The organism is Streptomyces sp. SID13726 (assembly GCF_010548375.1).
Taxonomy (GTDB): domain Bacteria; phylum Actinomycetota; class Actinomycetes; order Streptomycetales; family Streptomycetaceae; genus Streptomyces.
In genome coordinates this window covers 66,092-82,905 of the sequence record NZ_JAAGLY010000006.1, presented here as the reverse complement: position 1 = coordinate 82,905, position 16,814 = coordinate 66,092, and the positions used below count along the sequence as shown (strand labels likewise).

At 70.9% G+C, this 16,814-nt stretch carries 17 protein-coding genes; 3 read left to right on the top strand and 14 right to left on the bottom strand.

The window, feature by feature from the left end; genetic code table 11:
- Positions 1-188: 188 nt before the first annotated feature.
- The 3 genes from G3I78_RS17525 to G3I78_RS17515 all read right to left on the bottom strand — a co-directional run bounded on the left by G3I78_RS17525 (position 189) and on the right by G3I78_RS17515 (position 3,540).
- On the bottom strand, positions 189-1,760 hold the full coding sequence (locus tag G3I78_RS17525) for a C40 family peptidase (protein WP_239157887.1): 1,572 nt from the start codon (positions 1,758-1,760) through the stop codon (positions 189-191).
- Positions 1,761-1,976: 216 nt separating this feature from the next.
- Complete coding sequence (locus G3I78_RS17520) at positions 1,977-3,032, bottom strand: NAD-dependent epimerase/dehydratase family protein (RefSeq protein ID WP_164425497.1); 1,056 nt, start codon at positions 3,030-3,032, stop codon at positions 1,977-1,979.
- A 79-nt stretch (positions 3,033-3,111) separates the two neighbouring features.
- Positions 3,112-3,540 (bottom strand): hypothetical protein, encoded by a 429-nt coding sequence (locus G3I78_RS17515; RefSeq protein WP_343243783.1) that lies wholly within the window; start codon positions 3,538-3,540, stop codon positions 3,112-3,114.
- Between G3I78_RS17515 and G3I78_RS51210 the strand changes: the two genes are divergently transcribed.
- A complete protein-coding gene (locus G3I78_RS51210) occupies positions 3,527-3,799 on the top strand; it encodes a hypothetical protein (protein WP_203615223.1) in 273 nt (90 codons plus the stop codon). The two genes, G3I78_RS17515 and G3I78_RS51210, sit on opposite strands and share 14 nt — an antisense overlap.
- Before the next feature lie 106 nt (positions 3,800-3,905).
- Here G3I78_RS51210 and G3I78_RS17510 read toward each other — a convergent pair whose 3' ends face one another.
- From G3I78_RS17510 to G3I78_RS17480, 7 genes are all read right to left on the bottom strand, one after another.
- The gene (locus tag G3I78_RS17510) at positions 3,906-4,235 is read right to left on the bottom strand and encodes a hypothetical protein (protein WP_164425493.1); all 330 of its coding nucleotides are present in this window, start codon (positions 4,233-4,235) and stop codon (positions 3,906-3,908) included.
- A gap of 111 nt (positions 4,236-4,346) precedes the next feature.
- Positions 4,347-4,766, bottom strand: a complete 420-nt coding sequence (locus G3I78_RS17505) for a hypothetical protein (protein WP_164425491.1) — start codon at positions 4,764-4,766, stop codon at positions 4,347-4,349.
- A gap of 22 nt (positions 4,767-4,788) precedes the next feature.
- Positions 4,789-6,042: a glucarate dehydratase family protein gene (locus G3I78_RS17500; protein WP_164425489.1), complete on the bottom strand. Its 1,254-nt coding sequence runs from the start codon at positions 6,040-6,042 to the stop codon at positions 4,789-4,791.
- Entirely contained in the window at positions 6,039-6,947 is a 909-nt protein-coding gene (locus tag G3I78_RS17495; protein ID WP_164425487.1) for a 5-dehydro-4-deoxyglucarate dehydratase, read from the bottom strand. The genes G3I78_RS17500 and G3I78_RS17495 overlap by 4 nt, the downstream gene beginning before the upstream one ends.
- A gap of 24 nt (positions 6,948-6,971) precedes the next feature.
- The gene (locus G3I78_RS17490; protein WP_164425485.1) at positions 6,972-7,916 is read right to left on the bottom strand and encodes a carbohydrate ABC transporter permease; all 945 of its coding nucleotides are present in this window, start codon (positions 7,914-7,916) and stop codon (positions 6,972-6,974) included.
- Positions 7,913-8,848, bottom strand: coding sequence for a sugar ABC transporter permease (locus G3I78_RS17485; RefSeq protein ID WP_164425483.1), 936 nt, complete (start codon positions 8,846-8,848; stop codon positions 7,913-7,915). Before G3I78_RS17485 ends, G3I78_RS17490 begins: the two co-directional genes overlap by 4 nt.
- On the bottom strand, positions 8,845-10,179 hold the full coding sequence (locus G3I78_RS17480; protein WP_164425481.1) for a sugar ABC transporter substrate-binding protein: 1,335 nt from the start codon (positions 10,177-10,179) through the stop codon (positions 8,845-8,847). Before G3I78_RS17480 ends, G3I78_RS17485 begins: the two co-directional genes overlap by 4 nt.
- 165 nt (positions 10,180-10,344) lie before the next feature.
- On the opposite strand from G3I78_RS17480, the gene G3I78_RS17475 reads away from it, so the two are divergent.
- Complete coding sequence (locus G3I78_RS17475) at positions 10,345-11,211, top strand: fructosamine kinase family protein (RefSeq protein ID WP_343243804.1); 867 nt, start codon at positions 10,345-10,347, stop codon at positions 11,209-11,211.
- A 219-nt stretch (positions 11,212-11,430) separates the two neighbouring features.
- On the opposite strand, the gene G3I78_RS17470 is transcribed toward G3I78_RS17475, so the two are convergent.
- Positions 11,431-13,602 (bottom strand): TerD family protein, encoded by a 2,172-nt coding sequence (locus tag G3I78_RS17470; protein ID WP_164425477.1) that lies wholly within the window; start codon positions 13,600-13,602, stop codon positions 11,431-11,433.
- 125 nt (positions 13,603-13,727) lie between these two features.
- On the bottom strand, positions 13,728-14,111 hold the full coding sequence (locus G3I78_RS17465) for a DUF5997 family protein (RefSeq protein WP_164425475.1): 384 nt from the start codon (positions 14,109-14,111) through the stop codon (positions 13,728-13,730).
- Between the two features lie 58 nt (positions 14,112-14,169).
- Between G3I78_RS17465 and G3I78_RS17460 the strand changes: the two genes are divergently transcribed.
- Positions 14,170-14,970 carry a LysR substrate-binding domain-containing protein gene (locus tag G3I78_RS17460; protein ID WP_164425473.1) on the top strand — a complete coding sequence of 267 codons (801 nt, stop codon included), beginning with the start codon at positions 14,170-14,172 and terminating at the stop codon, positions 14,968-14,970.
- Between the two features lie 66 nt (positions 14,971-15,036).
- Here the strand turns inward: G3I78_RS17460 and G3I78_RS17455 are convergent, their stop codons facing one another.
- Together G3I78_RS17455 and G3I78_RS17450 are read right to left on the bottom strand one after the other, a co-directional pair.
- Positions 15,037-16,212 (bottom strand): GDSL-type esterase/lipase family protein, encoded by a 1,176-nt coding sequence (locus G3I78_RS17455; protein WP_164425471.1) that lies wholly within the window; start codon positions 16,210-16,212, stop codon positions 15,037-15,039.
- A gap of 16 nt (positions 16,213-16,228) precedes the next feature.
- Positions 16,229-16,798 (bottom strand): TetR/AcrR family transcriptional regulator, encoded by a 570-nt coding sequence (locus G3I78_RS17450; protein WP_164425469.1) that lies wholly within the window; start codon positions 16,796-16,798, stop codon positions 16,229-16,231.
- Between the last annotated feature and the right edge of the window lie 16 nt (positions 16,799-16,814).

The following is a 16,814-nucleotide window of genomic DNA, read 5'->3' as shown; positions in this document are numbered from 1 at the left end:
TTCCGGTGGAGGCGGACGGGTTCGCGGCCGGGGGAGGGCGGGCGGGTCCCGGCCGGGGTCGGATGGGCTTCGGTCGAGTGGTTGGCCAGCTCCGGCCGGGGGCAGATGGGCCCCGGCCGGGTGGCAGACGGGCCCCGGCAGGGTGGCGGACGGGTTCCGGCGGTGCCGGAACGGCTGTCGGCGGAGGGTCAGACCGGCCGGATCGCCCCGCGGATGATCGACTCGCCGGTCGGGTAGATCGACTCCTCGCGGATGGCGGCGCCCGGGCCCGGTGCGTGGATCATCATGCCGTTGCCGGTGCACAGGCCCACGTGACTGAGGTCGTCGTGGAAGAAGACCAGGTCACCGGGTTGCATGGCGTACAGCGGAACCGCCGTGCCGGTGCTCGCCTGGCCGAGCGCGGTGCGCGGGAGCGAGACGCCGGCGACCTTCCAGGCGGCCTGGGTGAGACCGGAGTTGTCGTACGACCCCGGGCCCGCCGCGCCCCAGACACAGGGCTTGCCGATCTGGGAACGGGCGAAGGCGAGGACCTGGATGACCTTGGAGTCGTAGCCGGGGTCGGGTGCGGGGAGGGAGGGGAACGGGGGTGCGGGGGCGGCTGCTTGGACCGGTGCCGGTGCCGGTGCCGGTGCTGAGTCCTGCTGGGGCTGGGGGGTCTGCCACTGGGGCTCGGGGGCGCGTGGCGCGGGGATGACCGGGACGGCCTGGGTGCCGTCGGTTATCGGGGGCGCGAGGGTCGCGAGCGGGGTGCCGGTGCCGGTGCCGTAGTCGGGGTAGGCGGGGTATTCGGGGACGGCTGTGGTGAGTTGGCCGCCGTACTCGGGGAAGCCGGTGGTGGCCGGTGCGGTGTACTGCGGGAGACCCGTGGTGAGTTGGCCGCCGTAGTCCGGGAAGCCGGTGCTGACCTGGGCGGTGTAGTCCGGGAAGCCGGTGGTGAGCTGGTCGCCGTACACCGGGTAGCCCGTGGTGGCCTGCGGGGCGTACTCGGGGAGGCCGGTGGCGAACTGGCCGGTGTGGTCGGGGAGTCCGGGGGTGTACTCGGGCATGGCCGCGGTGAGTGCGGGGGCGTACTCGGGCAGACCGCTCGTGAGTTGACCGCCGTACTCCGGGAAGCCCGTGCTCGGCTGTGCGCTGTACTCGGGGAACCCGGTCTCCAGCTGCGGAGTGCCCGCAGTGCCCACTACGGGTATCTCGCCGGTTCCGGTGAGGAGTTGCGGTGTCGACTGCGTGGACCACGTGGGCGGCTGGTCCGGTGCGGCGGGGAGTGCGGGGGGTGCCGGTGTCGGCTCCGGGGCGGCGGGGAGCGCGAGCATGGGCCTGGCCGTCAGCTCGGGTACGGCGCGTTCGGCCGGCTTCTGGTCGCGGGACGCGGGAGCCTCCGACGGGCGGGGTCGCCGGGTCTCGGCGGAGCGTATCGGGGCGCGGTCGGAGGGCAGGGTCGCCTCGAACGTCGGACCCAGCTTCGCGCGGGCCACGCCGTACCACTGCTTGGCGATCGCGTCGAGCCCGGGATCGCCGCCGGAGTCGCGGCTGCCGCCGGACTCGCGACCGCCCCCGGACCCCCGGCTGCCGCCGGTCGCGGCGCCACGGCGGTCACGTTTGCTGGACGCCGTTCCGGCCGCGCGGGTGGCGTTGTACGTGCCGGAGTCGTTCTCCGCGCGGTCGTACAGGTTGGTGATCCGCCGGCTCACCTCGTCGCGGCTCGGCGCCTCGTCCGCGGCGGCGCTCCCGGACTGGGAGAGGAGGGCCGCGGAGGCCATGGCCGCCGTCGCGATTGCTGAGTTGCGCTTGGCCGGGAGGCTGGACCCTCCATTGCGCGATATTCGATCCGGCGCCATGAAAGACGTGCCCCTTCCGTCGTGCTGCTCGCACGTCAACTTAGCCAACTTGTGTGGCTCACGTGAAGATTGAAGTGTGAAAAGTGCGATACGTAACTGTGACCTTCGTCGCGTGCATGCCGCAACTACCGTCCGGGGTCAGTGCTTTCCGTGCTGCTCGCGCCATGTCTCGTAGTGGTCGAGGACCGTCTCCTCGATGGGACGGTAGGTGATGCCCAGTTCGTGCACGCTGCGGCTGTTGTCCACCCGGAAGCGAATGCCGAGGTGCTTGCGGATGTAGTCCTGGGTGAGCCCGAAGGCGGGGCCGAGGACCCGCACCGGCCAGTGGGGGAGCGCGGTGCGCGGGATGCGCAGACCGCGCGGGTACCGGCCGCGGATGATGCGGGACATGTCGTGGAACGACGTCATCGTCTCCGCGGCCAGGATGTACCGGCCCTTCGCGTCGGGCTTCTCCGCGGCCGCGATGTGCGCCTCGGCCACGTCACGGACGTCGACCGTGGTGAAGCTGAAGTCCGGGGCGCCGTAGAAGAAGTAGCCCTTGAACAGCTCCTCCAGCAGGAACAGGCTGCCGGACTCGGAGGCGGGCGCGAGCGAAGGGCCCAGGATCAGCCCCGGGTTGACGGCGACCATCCGCCACCGCTCCTGCCCGGCCTCCGCGTCCCAGGCAGCCCGCTCGGCGACCGTCTTGGCGTAGTGGTACGGGTTGTTCTCCACCGTGCTGGACGTGTTGAAGTACCGCTCCGAGAGCACCTGCCCGTCCATCTCCCGCACGTCGGCGTAGTCACCGAAGATCGCGCCGACGGTGGAGGTGAACACCAGCCGCTCCACGGACGGCGTCCGCTCGATGCCGGCCAGGACATTGCGGGTGCCGATGAGGGCGGGGTCGACCATGTCCTGCTGGCCGTCCTTGATCTTCTCCGGCATGAAGAACGGCGAGGCGACATGGAAGACGACCCGGCAGCCCGCCATGGCCTCGTCGAAGGAACCTTCCTTCAACAGGTCGGCCTCGAACAGCGTGAGCCGGCCCGGGAATTCGACCTGCATGGCCCGCAGCGGCCGTACCTTCACCACGTTCCCGAGGCTGCGCACGGTCGCGCGCACCTCGTAACCGCGCTCCAACAGCCGCCGCACCAGATGACTGCCGACGAAACCACTGCCGCCGGTCACGAGGACTCCGCCCGACTTCGGACCCATGCCGCCGCTCCTCCACCCAGGGGGTGACATTGAAGCACCGGTGGATCTTCAGCGGGAGGCGGTCTCGCCAGGAAGCCGGCTACAGCTCCTCTTGCAATTGCGCCCAGGTGTGGGTGTCCAGGCCCTGGTGGGGGCCGATACGGGACAGTTCGGTGCCGTCGGGTGCCACAGCCACGATGACGGGGCGTACTCCGCGGCGGCCGCTGTAGGGAGAGGTCCAGACGGCGGCGAGCCTGCGCTGCTCGGGTGCCGCGATCCGGCGGGCGCCGATGAGGAGATGACCCACGTCCGGCCCGAGTCGCACGATGACGTAACCGATCCAGCGGTCCGGGGTGGGGGAGTCGGGAAGGTCGTGGCGGCGGGTGAGTCCGACAGAGCCCCCGCCGTCGCGGACGTGGAGCATGTCCAGCACGTCGACGGCGGCGGGATCGCCTCCGGAGCCGCTGCCGCTTCCCAGGTACCGCCACTCCTCGTCGTGCCGCTCCAGGAGCGCGATGTACTCACGCACGCTCGGTGACTTCGGTCGCCGCAAGAGCCAGATCGCTGCGACGCTGGCGGTTTCGTCGACGTCGATGGACACCACGGTCAGCACGCGCCGGGGCAGCCACCACGGCTGCGGCTCGGCTCCCGCCAGGGCCCGGCCCACCATGTACCGCAGACAAGTCTCCGGCCGAGGTCTCGTCCACACGGCCTCTCCCCGCCCGCCAACTCCGGCCTCGGGCCTGCTCGGCGGCACCGCCGCCGACGCGGTCGACCGGTCGGAGTGACGCACCGTGGTTCGTCGTCGATGAGAAGGCTGAGCCTGCCACAGCACGTGCCGAGGTCAAGGTCTCGAAGTGGCCGAAGCCTCCCTGGTCCAGCGCGTTGCCGACGTCAGGGGATGATGCTGTCCGCGGAGAGCACCGGTTCCGCCCATGCGGCGAAGCCGAAGATCGGTCGCTGAGCGAGCGTGCCGTCGCTGTCGTCGTACAGAGTCCGACGGACCCTCCGGCCCCGACGCACCACGTATCGCAGGCCCTCCACGTCGACGAGTCCGCGCTCGCCGGCGTCCAGGTCGATGGAGGCCCCGTCGACACGGCTGACATCCCAGCCCGCCGTCGCCGCGAGATGCATCCACACCTGGATCGCTCGCTCCGGATGCTCCGCGGAGAAGCCGGTCCCCACTCCGGCGATGATCTGCACCGGATCGGATCGCTCGTCCATGGCCGTCACAGCCCCTCTCGTCCACAGGCGATCATGTCAGGGCCCTCGGCCCGGCACGCTCGCAGGGTCTCCGGGAGGGCTTGCCGCAGAGGGCACTTGACCTGGTGACACTCACGCTTTGCGCGGCTTGCGCGACCTGCCCCGGCTGCCGTGCGGGCGGTTCCGGTCTCGGGCCGTCATCGCCGCGTCGATTTGGGCCTTGCTGGTCACCGCTTGTGGTTCAGGTACAAGCGTGGTCGCAGTCGATCGCCATGGGGCGGCCGAGGACCAGCCGACCAGGGGCATGGTCTCGTCGTAGTGCGGAGCGAATCGCGCGAGGGTGATGGTGGGCATCCGGTAGTGCTGATCGCGGACGTGTTCGACGAACGCCTCGTCCAGCTCGCCGTTGGGCTGGACGGCATCGTGGATCGATCCGTTCTGCCGGCCGGAGTGGTGTAGACGCCGACCGTGGACCGGGCGCGTGCCGCTGCGCGCCGACGACGGCGGCCGGAAAAGACAAGGCGCCCGGGTACGCCGGGCGCCTTGTCTCATGGGGGTCCTGTCAGCCGTCTTGTCACCAGCGGGGGAGCCTGAGTTCGTAGTCGGGCTGGAACCGCCGCATGTACCCCGTGTCGTCCCGGCTGCGTACCCCGGAGTCGACGTAAAGGCGGTGCAGGCGCTCCAGCGCGTCGTGGTCGAGTTCCACGCCGAGTCCCGGTCCGGTCGGCACCTTGACCTCGCCGTCGCGGAACTCCAGGACACCCGGGCGGATCACGTCGTCGGCGTGGTTCCACGGGTAGTGGGTGTCGCAGGAGTGGTCGAGGTTCGGGATCGCCGCCGCCACATGGGTCATGGCGGCGAGGCTGATACCCAGGTGCGAGTTGGAGTGCATGGACAGCGCGATGCCGAACGCCTCGCAGACCGCGGCCAGTTCACGGGTGCGGCGCAGGCCGCCCCAGTAGTGATGGTCCGTCAGCAGTACCTGGATGGCGTTCTGTTCGATCGCGGGCTTCAGATGCTCCCAGGCGATCACGCACATGTTGGTGCCCAGCGGCATCGGTGCTTCCTTCGCCACCTCCGCCATGCCCTCTATGCCCTTGGTCGGGTCCTCCAAGTACTCCAGGACACCGTCGAGTTCACGGGCCACGTACGTCGACGTCTCCACCGTCCACGCCACGTTGGGGTCGAGGCGCAGCGGCTGTCCGGGGAAGGCCTCCGCGAGCGCCTTGATCGCGGCGATCTCCTGGTCGGGCGGGAAGACGCCGCCCTTCAGCTTGAACGACTTGAACCCGTACCGCTCCTGCATCAGCCGGGCCTGCTCCACGATGCCGGCCGGGTCCAGCGCCTCGCCCCACTCGTCGCCGACCGCGGCACGGCCGTCGAGGGCCGGGTGCTCGGCCCACTTGTAGAAGAGGTACGCGGCGAACGGCACCGAGTCCCGGACCGTCCCGCCGAGCAGGTCGCTCACCGGACGGCCGAGCAGCTTGCCCTGCGCGTCCAGACAGGCCACCTCGACGGCGGAGCTGGTCCAGCCGCGCTCGTGCGAGGAGGGCACCGTCGGCAGCAGGGCGGCGTCGATCGCGGCCGAGACGGCGGTCGTGTCGAAGACGTCCATGCCGACCACGACCTTCGCCGCCGCCTCAAGTCGCTCCAGCCGGGCCACCCCGCCGGGGGACTCGCCCAGACCCACCGTGCCGTCCTCCAGGACGAGTTGGAGGATGATCCGCAGGGCGAGCGGCTCGTGCACACCGTTGGAGTTGAGCAGGGGCGGGTCGCGGAAGGCGATCGGCGTGACGATCAGTTCCTTGATGCGGGTCGGCTCACTCATGCGCCGATCACCTCCAGGCCGTGGTCGATCAGCTTCGACAACCGCGCGACATGCTCCGGCGTCGGATCCACGAGCGGCGCCCGCACCCCACCCACGTCCAGGCCACGCAGGGCCACTCCCGACTTGACCAACGCCACGGCATACCCCGGTACTTCGTCGCGAAGGCGCACGAGGGGGCCGTAGAACTCGTCGAGGAGTGTGTCGATCAGCGGTCGGTCGCCCGCGGCGAGCGCCCGATGGAAGGCGAGGGCGATCTCGGGCGCGAAGGCGAAGACCGCGGAGGAGTACAGGGAGACGCCGATGCCCTGGTAGGCGGGGGCGGTCATCTCGGCCGTCGGGAGGCCGTTGAAGAACTGGAAGTCCTCCGTGCCCCGTACGGCACGGACCGCGCGGACGATGCGGTGCATGCGCTCGATGTCGCCGAGGCCGTCCTTGAGGCCGACTACCTTGGGGAGGGCGGCGATCTCGGCGGCCGTCTCCGCTGTGAGGCGGGCGGTGCCGCGCTGGTAGAAGATCACCGGGAGGTCGGTCTCGGCGGTGACCTCCTCGACGTAGCGGACCAGGCCCTGCTGCGGGGCCGTCACCAGGTACGGCGGGAGCAGCAGGATGCCGTCGGCGCCCGCGCGGGCGACGCGGGCCGCGTGGTCGCGGGCGACCGGGGTCGGGCCGCCGGCCGCCGCCAGGACCGGCACCCGGCCCGCGGTCGTCTCTACCGCGACCCGGGTGGCCCGCTCCAGCTCGTCGGGGGTCAGCGCGTGGAACTCACCGGTGCCGCAGGCGACGAACACGCCTCCGGCCCCGGCCGTGACGCCGTTCTCGATGTGCTGGGCGAGTCGTTCCTCGTCCAGCGAGCCGTCCGCGGCGAACGGCGTCACCGGAAAGAACAGGACTCCTTGGAACTTCATGTCTCCCTCGTAACTACGGTGTGCTCAGCCCTTGGTGGCACCGGCGGCGATGCCGGTGACCAGGGAGCGCTGGAGAAGCAGATAGACGATCAGGCTGGGGATCAGGGCGATCACCGCACCGGCGAGCACCACGCCCGAGCCGACCACGGGGTCGGTGCGCAGGGTGGCCAGGGCGACGGTGACCGTGTAGTCGGTGGGGTCCTTGGCGGCGATGAGGGGCAGCAGGTACTGGTCCCAGATCATGATGAACCCGAGGACGCCGGCCACGCCGAGCGCGGGCCTGCACAGCGGCAGGATGATCTGCCACAGCATCCGCAGCTCGCCGACGCCGTCGAGACGGGCCGCCTCCTCGATCTCGTCGGGGATGTCCCGCATGAACTCGGTCAGCATCATCACCGAGAAGCCCCAGGCACCCAGCGGCAGGATGACGCCCCAGACGGTGCCCTTGAGGTCCAGGTGGACCACCGGGACGTCACCGAGGACCAGGGACAGCGGGATCGCGATGACCTCCTCGGGCAGCATCAGCGTCATCATGAACAGCATCATGATCAGGGCCTGGCCCCGGAACCGGTGCCGCGCCAGGGCGTACGCGGCGAGCGTGCACACCACCAGCTGGAGCAGCAGTCCGCCGCCCGCGATGACCAGCGAGTTGCCGAGGTAGTCCCACATGCCCTGCGCGCCGGCCACCTTGAAGTTCGACAGGGTGGTGTCGTGCGGCAGGAACGACAGCGAGGAGCCGCTCGGGTGGGTCGTGAAGGCGCCCGAGAAGATTGTCAGGAAGGGCGCCGCGAAGATCGCGAGGGCGATCGCACAGAGCAGGATCCTGAGGCCCCAGGCGACTCCGGGCTTGTCGTTCCAGCCGAGAGCGGTGTCGAAACGGGCCGGGGTGGTGCTCTGGTCCTTGGTGCTCCGCCCGGCCGGGGTGTCAGGTGCCGCCGGCCGGACGGGTTCGATGACGGGGGCGCTCATCGCGCTTCTCCCCTCTTGCGGAGGTAGTTGACCATGACGGTGAGCAGGAGCGTCACGCACAGCAGCACGACCGAGGCCGCGGAGGCGCCGCCGATGTCGTTGCGGGTGAAGCCCAGGGTGTAGGCGCGGGTCATCCACACGTCGGTCGACCCGGCGGGGCCGCCGTTGGTGAGGACGTAGACCTCGGTGAAGACGCGCAGCCCGCGGATGGTGGCGAGCGTGAGCACGATCATCAGCGCCGGGCGGATCGCGGGGATCGTGACGTACCGCAGCCGCTGCCACAGCGAGACGCCGTCCATCGCCGCCGCCTCGTACAGCGAGCGGTCCACGCCCGCGAGACCGGCGAGGAAGATCACCATGTTGTACGGGGCCCAGATCCAGATGCCCATCGCCATCGTCGAGTAGAGCGCGATGTTGGGGTTGTCGAGGAACTGGACGGTCCCGAGCCCGAAGAGGTGCAGGCCGCTGTTGATCAGGCCGTCGTCGGTCGGGTAGTACATCAGCCGCCACAGCTCGCCGACGACCGCGGTGGCGGTCACGGCGGGCAGGAAGACCGCGGTACGCAGGATCTTCAGCGAGCGGGTCTGGCCCTCCAGGAGCAGCGCGAGGGCGAACCCGAGGACGATCGCGCCGACCGACTGGCCTATGCCCAGGATCAGGGTGTGCCCGATGGCGTCCTGGAAGCGGTGGTCGGTCAGGACCCGGGTGTAGTTGTCGAGGCCGATCCACTTGTCGCCGAGGAAGGGCCGCACGTCGAAGAAGCTGAGCCAGATGCCCTTGGCCATCGGCCAGAACTTGAAGACGAGCGCGAGCAGCAGACCCGGGGCCAGGAAGAGCCAGGGGACGACGGCCTTCTTGTTGAAGGCCCTCCTGCCGGTGGCCGCCCTGTCGAGGCCTCTGCGCGTCGCGGGGGCGGGTACGGTCGCGGTCATTTCAGCAGCCCCTGGTCCTTGAGGTCACCGGCGAGGGTGTCGTTCAGCTCCTTGAGCTGCGAGCGCACGTCACCGCCGCAGTACGTGAAGATTGAGTTCAGCGCGTCGGCGGTGTCCTGCTTGATCGGCGCGAAGTCCGGCGCGTTCGGGAACTGCTGGGAGGCGGTCTCGTAGGCCTTCTGTACGACACTCCAGCGGGCGTCGTTCCGTACCTTCGCCGCGTCCAGCGTGGAGTTGACCGGGATGCGGACGACCGGCTGGTGGCCGTCGACGCTGGTCATGGCGATCTTCTGGCCCTCGGGCGAGACCAGGAACGCGGCCAGGGCCAGCTCCTGCTTGTCCTTGCCGGTCTTGGCGCCGAGGTAGACGTTCTCGCCGTCGGCCAGTACGTCGCCGCCCGCCGGACCCGCCGGGGCCGGGACGACCTCGTACTTGTCCTTGCCGGGCGTGGCGTCGAAGGTGGTGATGTTGTACGGGCCGGTCATGTACATCCCGGCGTTGCCGTCCTGGAAGTTGGTGGCGGTGCCGGTCACGGCGGTGATGGCGCCGGGCTGGACGATGCCCTTCTTGCCGCAGAAGAGGTTGTCCTTCAGCCAGGTCACGGCGTTCACCGCGGCGGCCGAGTCCATGGCCGGGGTGTACTTGCCCTTGCCGTCCGGCTCGATGATCTGCGCGCCGCCCTGCCACAGGAAGCTGGAGCCCCACCAGGCGGCGTACCCGTTCGTGGCGCTGGCCGGCGCGACGATGCCGTAGGTGTCGGCCTTGCCGTCGCCGTCCGGGTCCTCGGTGGCGAACGCCTTGGCGACGGAGAGCATCTCCTGCCAGGTTGTCGGCGCCTTGAGCCCGAGCTTCTTCAGCCAGTCCTTGCGGATCATCAGCGTCTGGGCCTGCCGGGAGTACGGGACGCCGTAGTGCTTCCCGTCGACGCCCACGGTGGACGCCCAGGAGTTGTCGGTGATCTGGTCGCCGCCCGCGATCGACGCCGGGTCGATCGGCTTGAGCAGGCCCTGGCTCTGGTAACTGCCCATCAGCGCCGTGTCGTTGATCATGACGTCCGGCAGGTCCTTGGTGGACGCCCGGCTCTGGAGCTGCTGGTCGAAGTTGATGACCGGCTGGTAGTCGATCTTGATGCCGGTCTTCTTGGTGAAGGCGGCGAAGACCCGGTCGTAGGTGGCGGCCGAGTCCGGATTGCTCCGGGTCCAGACCTCCAGCGTGTTCGGATCGCTGCTGCCCGCGCTGCCGGAGCCGGAGCCACAGGCGGCCGTTGCGAACATCAATCCCGCGACGGTGGCCGCCGCGGCCAGGCGGCGTCGTCGTCGGCGATCGCCCATGGACACTCTCCGTTCATATCCGTGAACCTGCTTCACGAATCTAAATGATCGGCCAAGCTACGGATCGTTTCTTCCGTATGTCAAGACATGACTGGGAGATTTCACAGAGGCTATGCACGAGCCCCTCGGGGAACGCGGGGTGTGCGAGTGGTCAGGGAGGCGCAGGTGTACGACGACGGCGACGGCCCGGGTGCGGCGGCGACGCGGCTCACCGGCCGGCCGGCGAGCGGGGAGCGCCCGCTCTCCGGCGCGCTGACCGATGTCGGACTCGACGACGGCCGGGCGGTGATGGTCAAGCGGGGCGAGGAGCCCGACGAGACACGTGCCGAGGCGGCCGGCCTGCGCTGGCTGGCCGCGGCCGGCGCGGTCCGGGTGCCGGCCGTGCACGGCCACGACGACCGCTGGCTGGTGACCGACCTGGTCCCGCGGGGCCGCCCGGGCCGGGACACGGCCCTCGGCCTGGGCGGCGCCCTGGCAGCCCTGCACGCCTCCGGGGCGCCCGCCTTCGGCTCCGCGCCGCCCGGCGGCCCACGGGAGGCGTACATCGGACGCGCGCCCATGCGGAACGTCGAGGGCGCCGACTGGCCCGAGTGGTACGCCGAGCACCGCGTGCTGCCGTATCTGCGGCGGGCGGTGGACGACGGCACGATCGGTGCGGGGGAGACGCCGGTGATCGAGCGGCTCTGCGAGCGGCTGCCCGGCCTCGCGGGCCCCGCCGAGCCGCCCGCCCGGCTGCACGGCGACCTGTGGAACGGCAACGTCCTGTGGGGCGCCGACGGCCACGCCTGGCTGATCGACCCGGCCGCGCACGGCGGCCACCGCGAGACCGACCTCGCGATGCTCCGGCTCTTCGGCTGCCCGCACCTGGACGAGGTGCTGCGCGGCTACGAGCGGTCGGCCCCGCTCGCCGACGGCTGGGCCGACCGCATCGGACTGCACCAGATGTTCCCGCTGCTGGTGCACGCGGTGCTGTTCGGGCGGGGGTACGCGGAACAGGCGCTCAGCACGGCGAAGGCGGCCCTGGAGCGGTGAGTGCACCGGTCCGGGCCGCCGAGGTCCGCGAGGTCACGCGCGGGGAGAGCGAAGGGACTGAAGGATTCGGTTGACAGCCGATGAGAAGGAAGCCCCTTCATGGCCCCGCGTGTGACGTCGAGGGCGAGGAGAGCGGAAGGACTGGCATCCAAGCCCCGAGAGGCTCATCTCATGTGAGAAGGAAGCCCTTCCATGGCCTCGCCACGTGAACCGTAACAGTCACTCGGGGATCAAGTCGCGCAGGTTTTCCGGGGTGATGACCACCGAGTCCGGGTGCAGCCCCTCGGGACGCTCCAGTCCGATGTAGGTCACGGGCCCGTCCGGGACCGCCCCGGCGTCCCAAGGCACCACGTCCGTACCGCCGTTCGCCATCAGATCGGTCACGTACCTGACCGTGAGCTGCTCGCGCTCGACGATGCCCCGCAGCAGTGTCGCCACCGACGCCCGGTTGTTCTCCACCTGGTTCTGCGCCGGGGCGCCCTTCAGGTACAGGTGCAGCCACCGCGCGTGCCAACTCCCGTCCTGCGCACGGCAGAACACCAGCGGCAGCGCCACCCGCCCCGGCCCCCGCAGCTCCGACTTCATCCGCACGGTCCGCGCCTCGAAGGGCCGCCCCTGCTGCTCGCCCTCGCGCAGCATGAACCCGAAGAACGACTCCTCGGCCTCCTCGAACCCCTCCCCGGAGTAGATGTTGACCTGCGGCACGATGTACGCGCCGCGCACGGTCCCGAGCCGCAGGTTGATGAACTCCGAGGCGCCGTCGGGGGCGTCGGTGATGTCACCGGAGTGCTCGCCCTCCATGTCCCGGAGGTTGGTGTACGACAGCCAGGACACCGTCTCGTAGTCCTCGTCGAGCAGCAGCGCCGACAGGTCGTAGTCGGTGACCCGCTGCGCCTGCTTCCAGTACACGAAGAACCGCAGCAACTCGCCCTCGACCGGCGACCGGGACCCGCGCGGCAGCACACCGAGCCCCGCCGTGGTCGCCCGCCCGCTGAGCGGCAGCGCCACGTCCAGCACGTCGGGGCCCACCAACAGCCGTTCCGTGACCGGCAGTCGGCGCCCGATCTCCGCGTCGAGCAGGGCGATCAGCCGCTTGCGCTCCGCCTCCGGTACGGCCGGACGCGCGTCGTCGGCAACATGGGCGCGGCCGAGCCGGTTGACGAACACCCGCCGCCGGCCCGCCTCTTCGGCCCGGTTGTGCAGATGCTCCCGCACCGAGAGCAGGACCCGCCCGGAGACCTCCGGTGCGACCCGCTCGACGGCGGCCACGACCGCGTCCCGCTCCTCCTGGGTCGCGGCCTCGCGCAGCAGCCGGTCGAGCGCGCGCAGCAGCTTGCCCGGCGCCGACGTGAGCAGTGCGACCGCCCCGGTGAGATCGCCCGCACCGAGGAGCACCTCGATCCGGCCGTCGAAGGTGGACACCCGCTTGTCACCGCGGGCGACCGCGAACACCTCGGCGGCGTACGGCCACTGGGGGAACTCGTGCGGATGGAGCCGCTCGCCCAGCCGCTTGAAGGGCTCGCGGTGCAGACGTACGTCGGCGACCTTGGCGGGGTTCGCCGCGACGACCGAGTCCAGGCCCGCGAGCAGGGCTCGCCGGACCGGCCGCGACAGGGACCGGAACCGGGTCGGCTCCTGAAGACTCACGTCCCCGTCCGCCAACACGCAGGCCAGTCGCAGCACATCGGTGACCGTGTCGAGGAGCGGGCCCGAACCCGCCTTCACTCGGGCCGCGTTGACGACGGCACGGTTCTCCCGCACCGGGATCGTCTCCGGCTGGGGCCCGTCCACGCAGTGCCCGGCGAGCACCCCGAGGTCGGTCAGGTGCTCCTCGCCGAGCGGCGTGGTGCTCCCGGCCAGCGCCAGGTACAGGGCGGTGACCTCGGCGTCCAGGGGGCCGCCCAGGTGCAGGACGGTCAGCCGGTCGCCCACCGCCGCGGTCAGCTCGTCGTGGGCGGCGAGCATCTCCTCGTACGTGTGCCGGTAGGTGCCGTACGACGGCAGGGTGAGCAGGTTGAGCACGCCGTTGCGGAGCTGTGCGAGGACGCTCGAACGGGCCTTGCCGTCCTCCAGGGCCTCGCGCACGCAGCGCGTCCAGAACTCGAAGGTGTCCGGGACGTTCGCCGGGAAGTCCTTGAAGTAGACGTTGTGCCGGACGTGGTCGCCGGACATCTCTCGGACGGTGTCCAGCGTGCGCACGGCGGTGTCGACGACCGCCCCCTCGGACAGCCCCGACAACTCCCGCAGCGCCTGCGCCGACAGCTTGAAGCCGACGGACATCAGCGCGGCGTCGAACTGCCGCGCCGCGATGTCACCTTGCCCCGCGGGGCCCGCGGGCGCGGGCAGCCGCAGGGCATGCCGAATGACCAGGGATTCGAGACGGTGGACCATGCCGGAATGGTCGCAGAGACGTTCGATCCCGCGCACCGGGGTTTTCGAGGCCGCCGGCGACCGACGACAACACGGCGGACCGGCGCGCCCGCCCCGCGACGCCGGCCTGATCCGCCGGACCGGACCTAGTCCTCCTGGGCCTTCTTCTTCTCCTTCAGGCGCGCGGTCTCCTTGCGGACCTCGGCCTGGGTGGCGCGCTCCTTCTCCAGCCAGTCGGGGTTGTCCTCGCGCAGGGCGTCGATCTGCTCGGTGGTGAGGGCCTCGGTGACCCCGCCGCGGGCGAGACCGGCGATGGACACACCGAGCCGGGCCGCGACGACCGGGCGGGGGTGCGGACCGGTGCGTCGCAGATCCTGCAGCCACTGCGGCGGGTTCGTCTGGAGCTCGCCGAGCTCGGCGCGCGACACGACACCCTCCTGGAACTCGGCGGGCGTGGCAGGGAGGTACACACCCAGCTTCTTCGCCGCCGTCGCGGGCTTCATCGTCTGGGCGGTCTGGTGCGACTTCATGGAGTCAAGACTATCGGCCGCGCACGAGACCTCCGACCACAGTGGGTAACCTTGCCGCGTGACAGACTCCCCAGAATCCGCCTCCTTCCGGCTCGCGTACGTCCCCGGGGTGACGCCCGCCAAGTGGGTGCGGATCTGGAACGAGCGGCTGCCGGACATCCCCCTGGAGCTGCTCCAGGTCGCCGCCGCCGAGGCCTCCGACGTGTTGCGCGACGGGGGCGCGGACGCCGGTCTCGTACGGCTGCCGGTCGACCGTACGGTCTTCAGCGCGATCCCCCTCTACAGCGAGACCACGGTCGTCGTGGTCCCCAAGGACCACGTGGTGACGGCGGCCGAGGAAGTGACCCTGGAGGACCTGGCCGACGAGGTCGTCCTGCACCCCCTCGACGACGTCATCGGCTGGGAACGGCTCCCCGGGGAACCCGCCTTCGAGCGCCCCGCCACCACGGCGGACGCGATCGAGCTGGTGGCGGCGAACATCGGCGTCCTGGTCGTCCCCCAGTCCCTGGCTCGCCTCCACCACCGCCGCGACCTCACCTACCGCCCCCTCACCGACGCCCCGCAGTCCGACATCGCCCTGTCCTGGCGCGAGGACGCGACCACGGACAGGGTCGAGGACTTCATCGGCATCGTCCGCGGCCGGACGGTCAACAGCTCCCGCGGCCGCACCCAGCCGGAGCCGGAGCGCAAGGAGCGCAGCGAGAAGACCGGTGCTCGGAAGGCGGCGGGCACCGGGAAGGGGGCGGCTCGGGGAGCTTCCGGCAGGTCCGGGGCTTCCGGCAGATCCGGGGGTTCCGGCAGGTCGGGTGGCCCCAAGGGTGCCGGCGCTCGGAAGGGCAAGCCCAAGCGCAGGGGATAGCGCGCACCGGGACGCGGCCTCAGGCGCAGCGGGACAGCGCGCCCCAGCACACCACCCCAGCACACCTCACACGCCCCCGAACACCCCGTCGCCCCCGAAGACCGCCCCGGCGAACCGTTCCCCCATCCGTCGATGCGTCGCCGCGTCCGGATGCAGGTCGTCCGGTAGCGGCAGCTCCGCCGAGTCGCTCTCCCCGTACAACTCACGCCCGTCCAGGTAGTGCAGGTTCGGGTCCTCGGTGGCCCGCTGCTTCACGATCCTGGCCAGTTCCCCGCGGATCACCTGAAGGGTCAGCTTGCCGCTCGCGCGCTCCGCCGGGTCGCCCAGGGTCCTGAACCTGAGCCGCCCTTCCCCGATCGCGCTGAAGTCCGGGAAGCAGGGCCCGGGAGTGTCCTCGTGCATCGGGCACAGGATCGGCGAGACGACCAGCAGGGGCACGTCCGGATGGCCTTCTCGGACCGTGTCGAGGAAGCCGTGGACCGCGGGACCGAAGGCGCGCAGCCGCATCACGTCGTGGTTGACGATGTTGATGCCGATCTTGAGGCTGATCAGGTCGGCGGGGGTGTCCCGGACGGCCCGCGCGGTGAACGGGTCGAGCAGCGCGCTGCCCGCGAGACCGAGGTTGACCAGCTCCACCCCGCCCAGCGTCGCGGCCACCGCGGGCCAGATGTGCGACGGGCCGGCCGCGTCGGAGCCGTGACTGATGGAGCTGCCGTGGTGCAGCCAGACCCGGCGGTCGACGGGGGCGGCGGGCTCGACGGGGGCGTCGGTGCGCAGGGCGATCAGCTCGGTGGTCTCGTTGTGGGGCAGCCATATCTCTACGTCTTTGAGCTCACCGTCACCGGGCAGCCCGTCGAACCGCACGGTGCCGGGCGACCCGGTCCGGACCTCAGAGGTCCCCGCGGCCATGTCGACGGTGATGACATGGCCGGCGAGCACACTGCCCTGGCCGGCCGGGCGCCCGTCGACGACCAGGTCGTACAGACCGTCCGGCCGGGGCGGCGCACCCACGTACGCCCGCTTGGTCGGCAGCGTGTCCAGCTCCACAGTGGTGGCCCGGGTACGGAAGACCAGCCGTACGCCCGACGGCTGGGACTCGGCCATGGCGAGCTGTCCGTCGGTGTTCTGGGCACGGGCCCGGGCGGGCAGCCGGTGCGGCAGCACGCCGAGCTCGGTGCGCTCCACGTCCAGCGCGCCGCGCAGCAGCTCGGCGGTGACGGGGGTGGTGATCAAGTCGGGCATGTCCTCAGCCTGTCGGTCAGCGGGTGGGCCAGTTGCGCAGCAGTGCGTCGAGGGCGTCCAGGATCCGGTTCCAGGACTCCTCGGAGTCGGGCGAGCTGTGGCTGAACCCTCCTGCCCCCTCCAGGCTCGCGTAGCCGTGGAAGGTGCTGCCCAGCAGCCGTACGGCATGGGTCTCGTCGGGTCCGGACAGGTCGTAGCCGCGCAGGATCGCCCGCATCATCTGCGAGTGCCGTACGCCCGCGCTGGCAGCGGCGGTCTCGGGGTCGAGCCTGAGCCGGGCGGCGGCGGCCCGGCCGGGGTGCGCGTGGGCGTAGTCGCGGTAGACGTTGGCGAAGGCGGTCAGGGCGTCCTTGCCGGCCCGTCCTGCCACCGCGTCGGCGGACAGGTCGGCCAGCTCCTCCAGCGCGAACAGGGCGATCCGGGTCCTGAGGTCCTGGGAGTTCTTGACGTGCGAGTACAGGCTCGCGACCTTGACGTCGAAGCGCCGGGCCAGCTCCGAGACGGTCACGTGCTCGAAGCCCACCTCGTCGGCCAGATCCGCCCCCGCCCGGACCAGCCGTTCCGTGCTCAGCCCTACCCGTGCCATCAGCATCCTCTCGCTC

Coding starts and splice junctions, on each gene's coding strand:
- G3I78_RS17480 (WP_164425481.1), bottom strand. CDS start 10,179: ATGGGCGATCGCCGACGACGACGCCGCCTGGCCGCGGCGGCCACCGTC.
- G3I78_RS17455 (WP_164425471.1), bottom strand. CDS start 16,212: ATGCCCGACTTGATCACCACCCCCGTCACCGCCGAGCTGCTGCGCGGC.
- G3I78_RS17490 (WP_164425485.1), bottom strand. CDS start 7,916: ATGAGCGCCCCCGTCATCGAACCCGTCCGGCCGGCGGCACCTGACACC.
- G3I78_RS17505 (WP_164425491.1), bottom strand. CDS start 4,766: ATGAGACAAGGCGCCCGGCGTACCCGGGCGCCTTGTCTTTTCCGGCCG.
- G3I78_RS17495 (WP_164425487.1), bottom strand. CDS start 6,947: ATGAAGTTCCAAGGAGTCCTGTTCTTTCCGGTGACGCCGTTCGCCGCG.
- G3I78_RS17525 (WP_239157887.1), bottom strand. CDS start 1,760: ATGGCCTCCGCGGCCCTCCTCTCCCAGTCCGGGAGCGCCGCCGCGGAC.
- G3I78_RS17485 (WP_164425483.1), bottom strand. CDS start 8,848: ATGACCGCGACCGTACCCGCCCCCGCGACGCGCAGAGGCCTCGACAGG.
- G3I78_RS17500 (WP_164425489.1), bottom strand. CDS start 6,042: ATGAGTGAGCCGACCCGCATCAAGGAACTGATCGTCACGCCGATCGCC.
- G3I78_RS17470 (WP_164425477.1), bottom strand. CDS start 13,602: ATGGTCCACCGTCTCGAATCCCTGGTCATTCGGCATGCCCTGCGGCTG.
- G3I78_RS17510 (WP_164425493.1), bottom strand. CDS start 4,235: ATGGACGAGCGATCCGATCCGGTGCAGATCATCGCCGGAGTGGGGACC.
- G3I78_RS17465 (WP_164425475.1), bottom strand. CDS start 14,111: ATGAAGTCGCACCAGACCGCCCAGACGATGAAGCCCGCGACGGCGGCG.
- G3I78_RS17450 (WP_164425469.1), bottom strand. CDS start 16,798: ATGGCACGGGTAGGGCTGAGCACGGAACGGCTGGTCCGGGCGGGGGCG.
- G3I78_RS17520 (WP_164425497.1), bottom strand. CDS start 3,032: ATGGGTCCGAAGTCGGGCGGAGTCCTCGTGACCGGCGGCAGTGGTTTC.
- G3I78_RS51210 (WP_203615223.1), top strand. CDS start 3,527: ATGTACTCACGCACGCTCGGTGACTTCGGTCGCCGCAAGAGCCAGATC.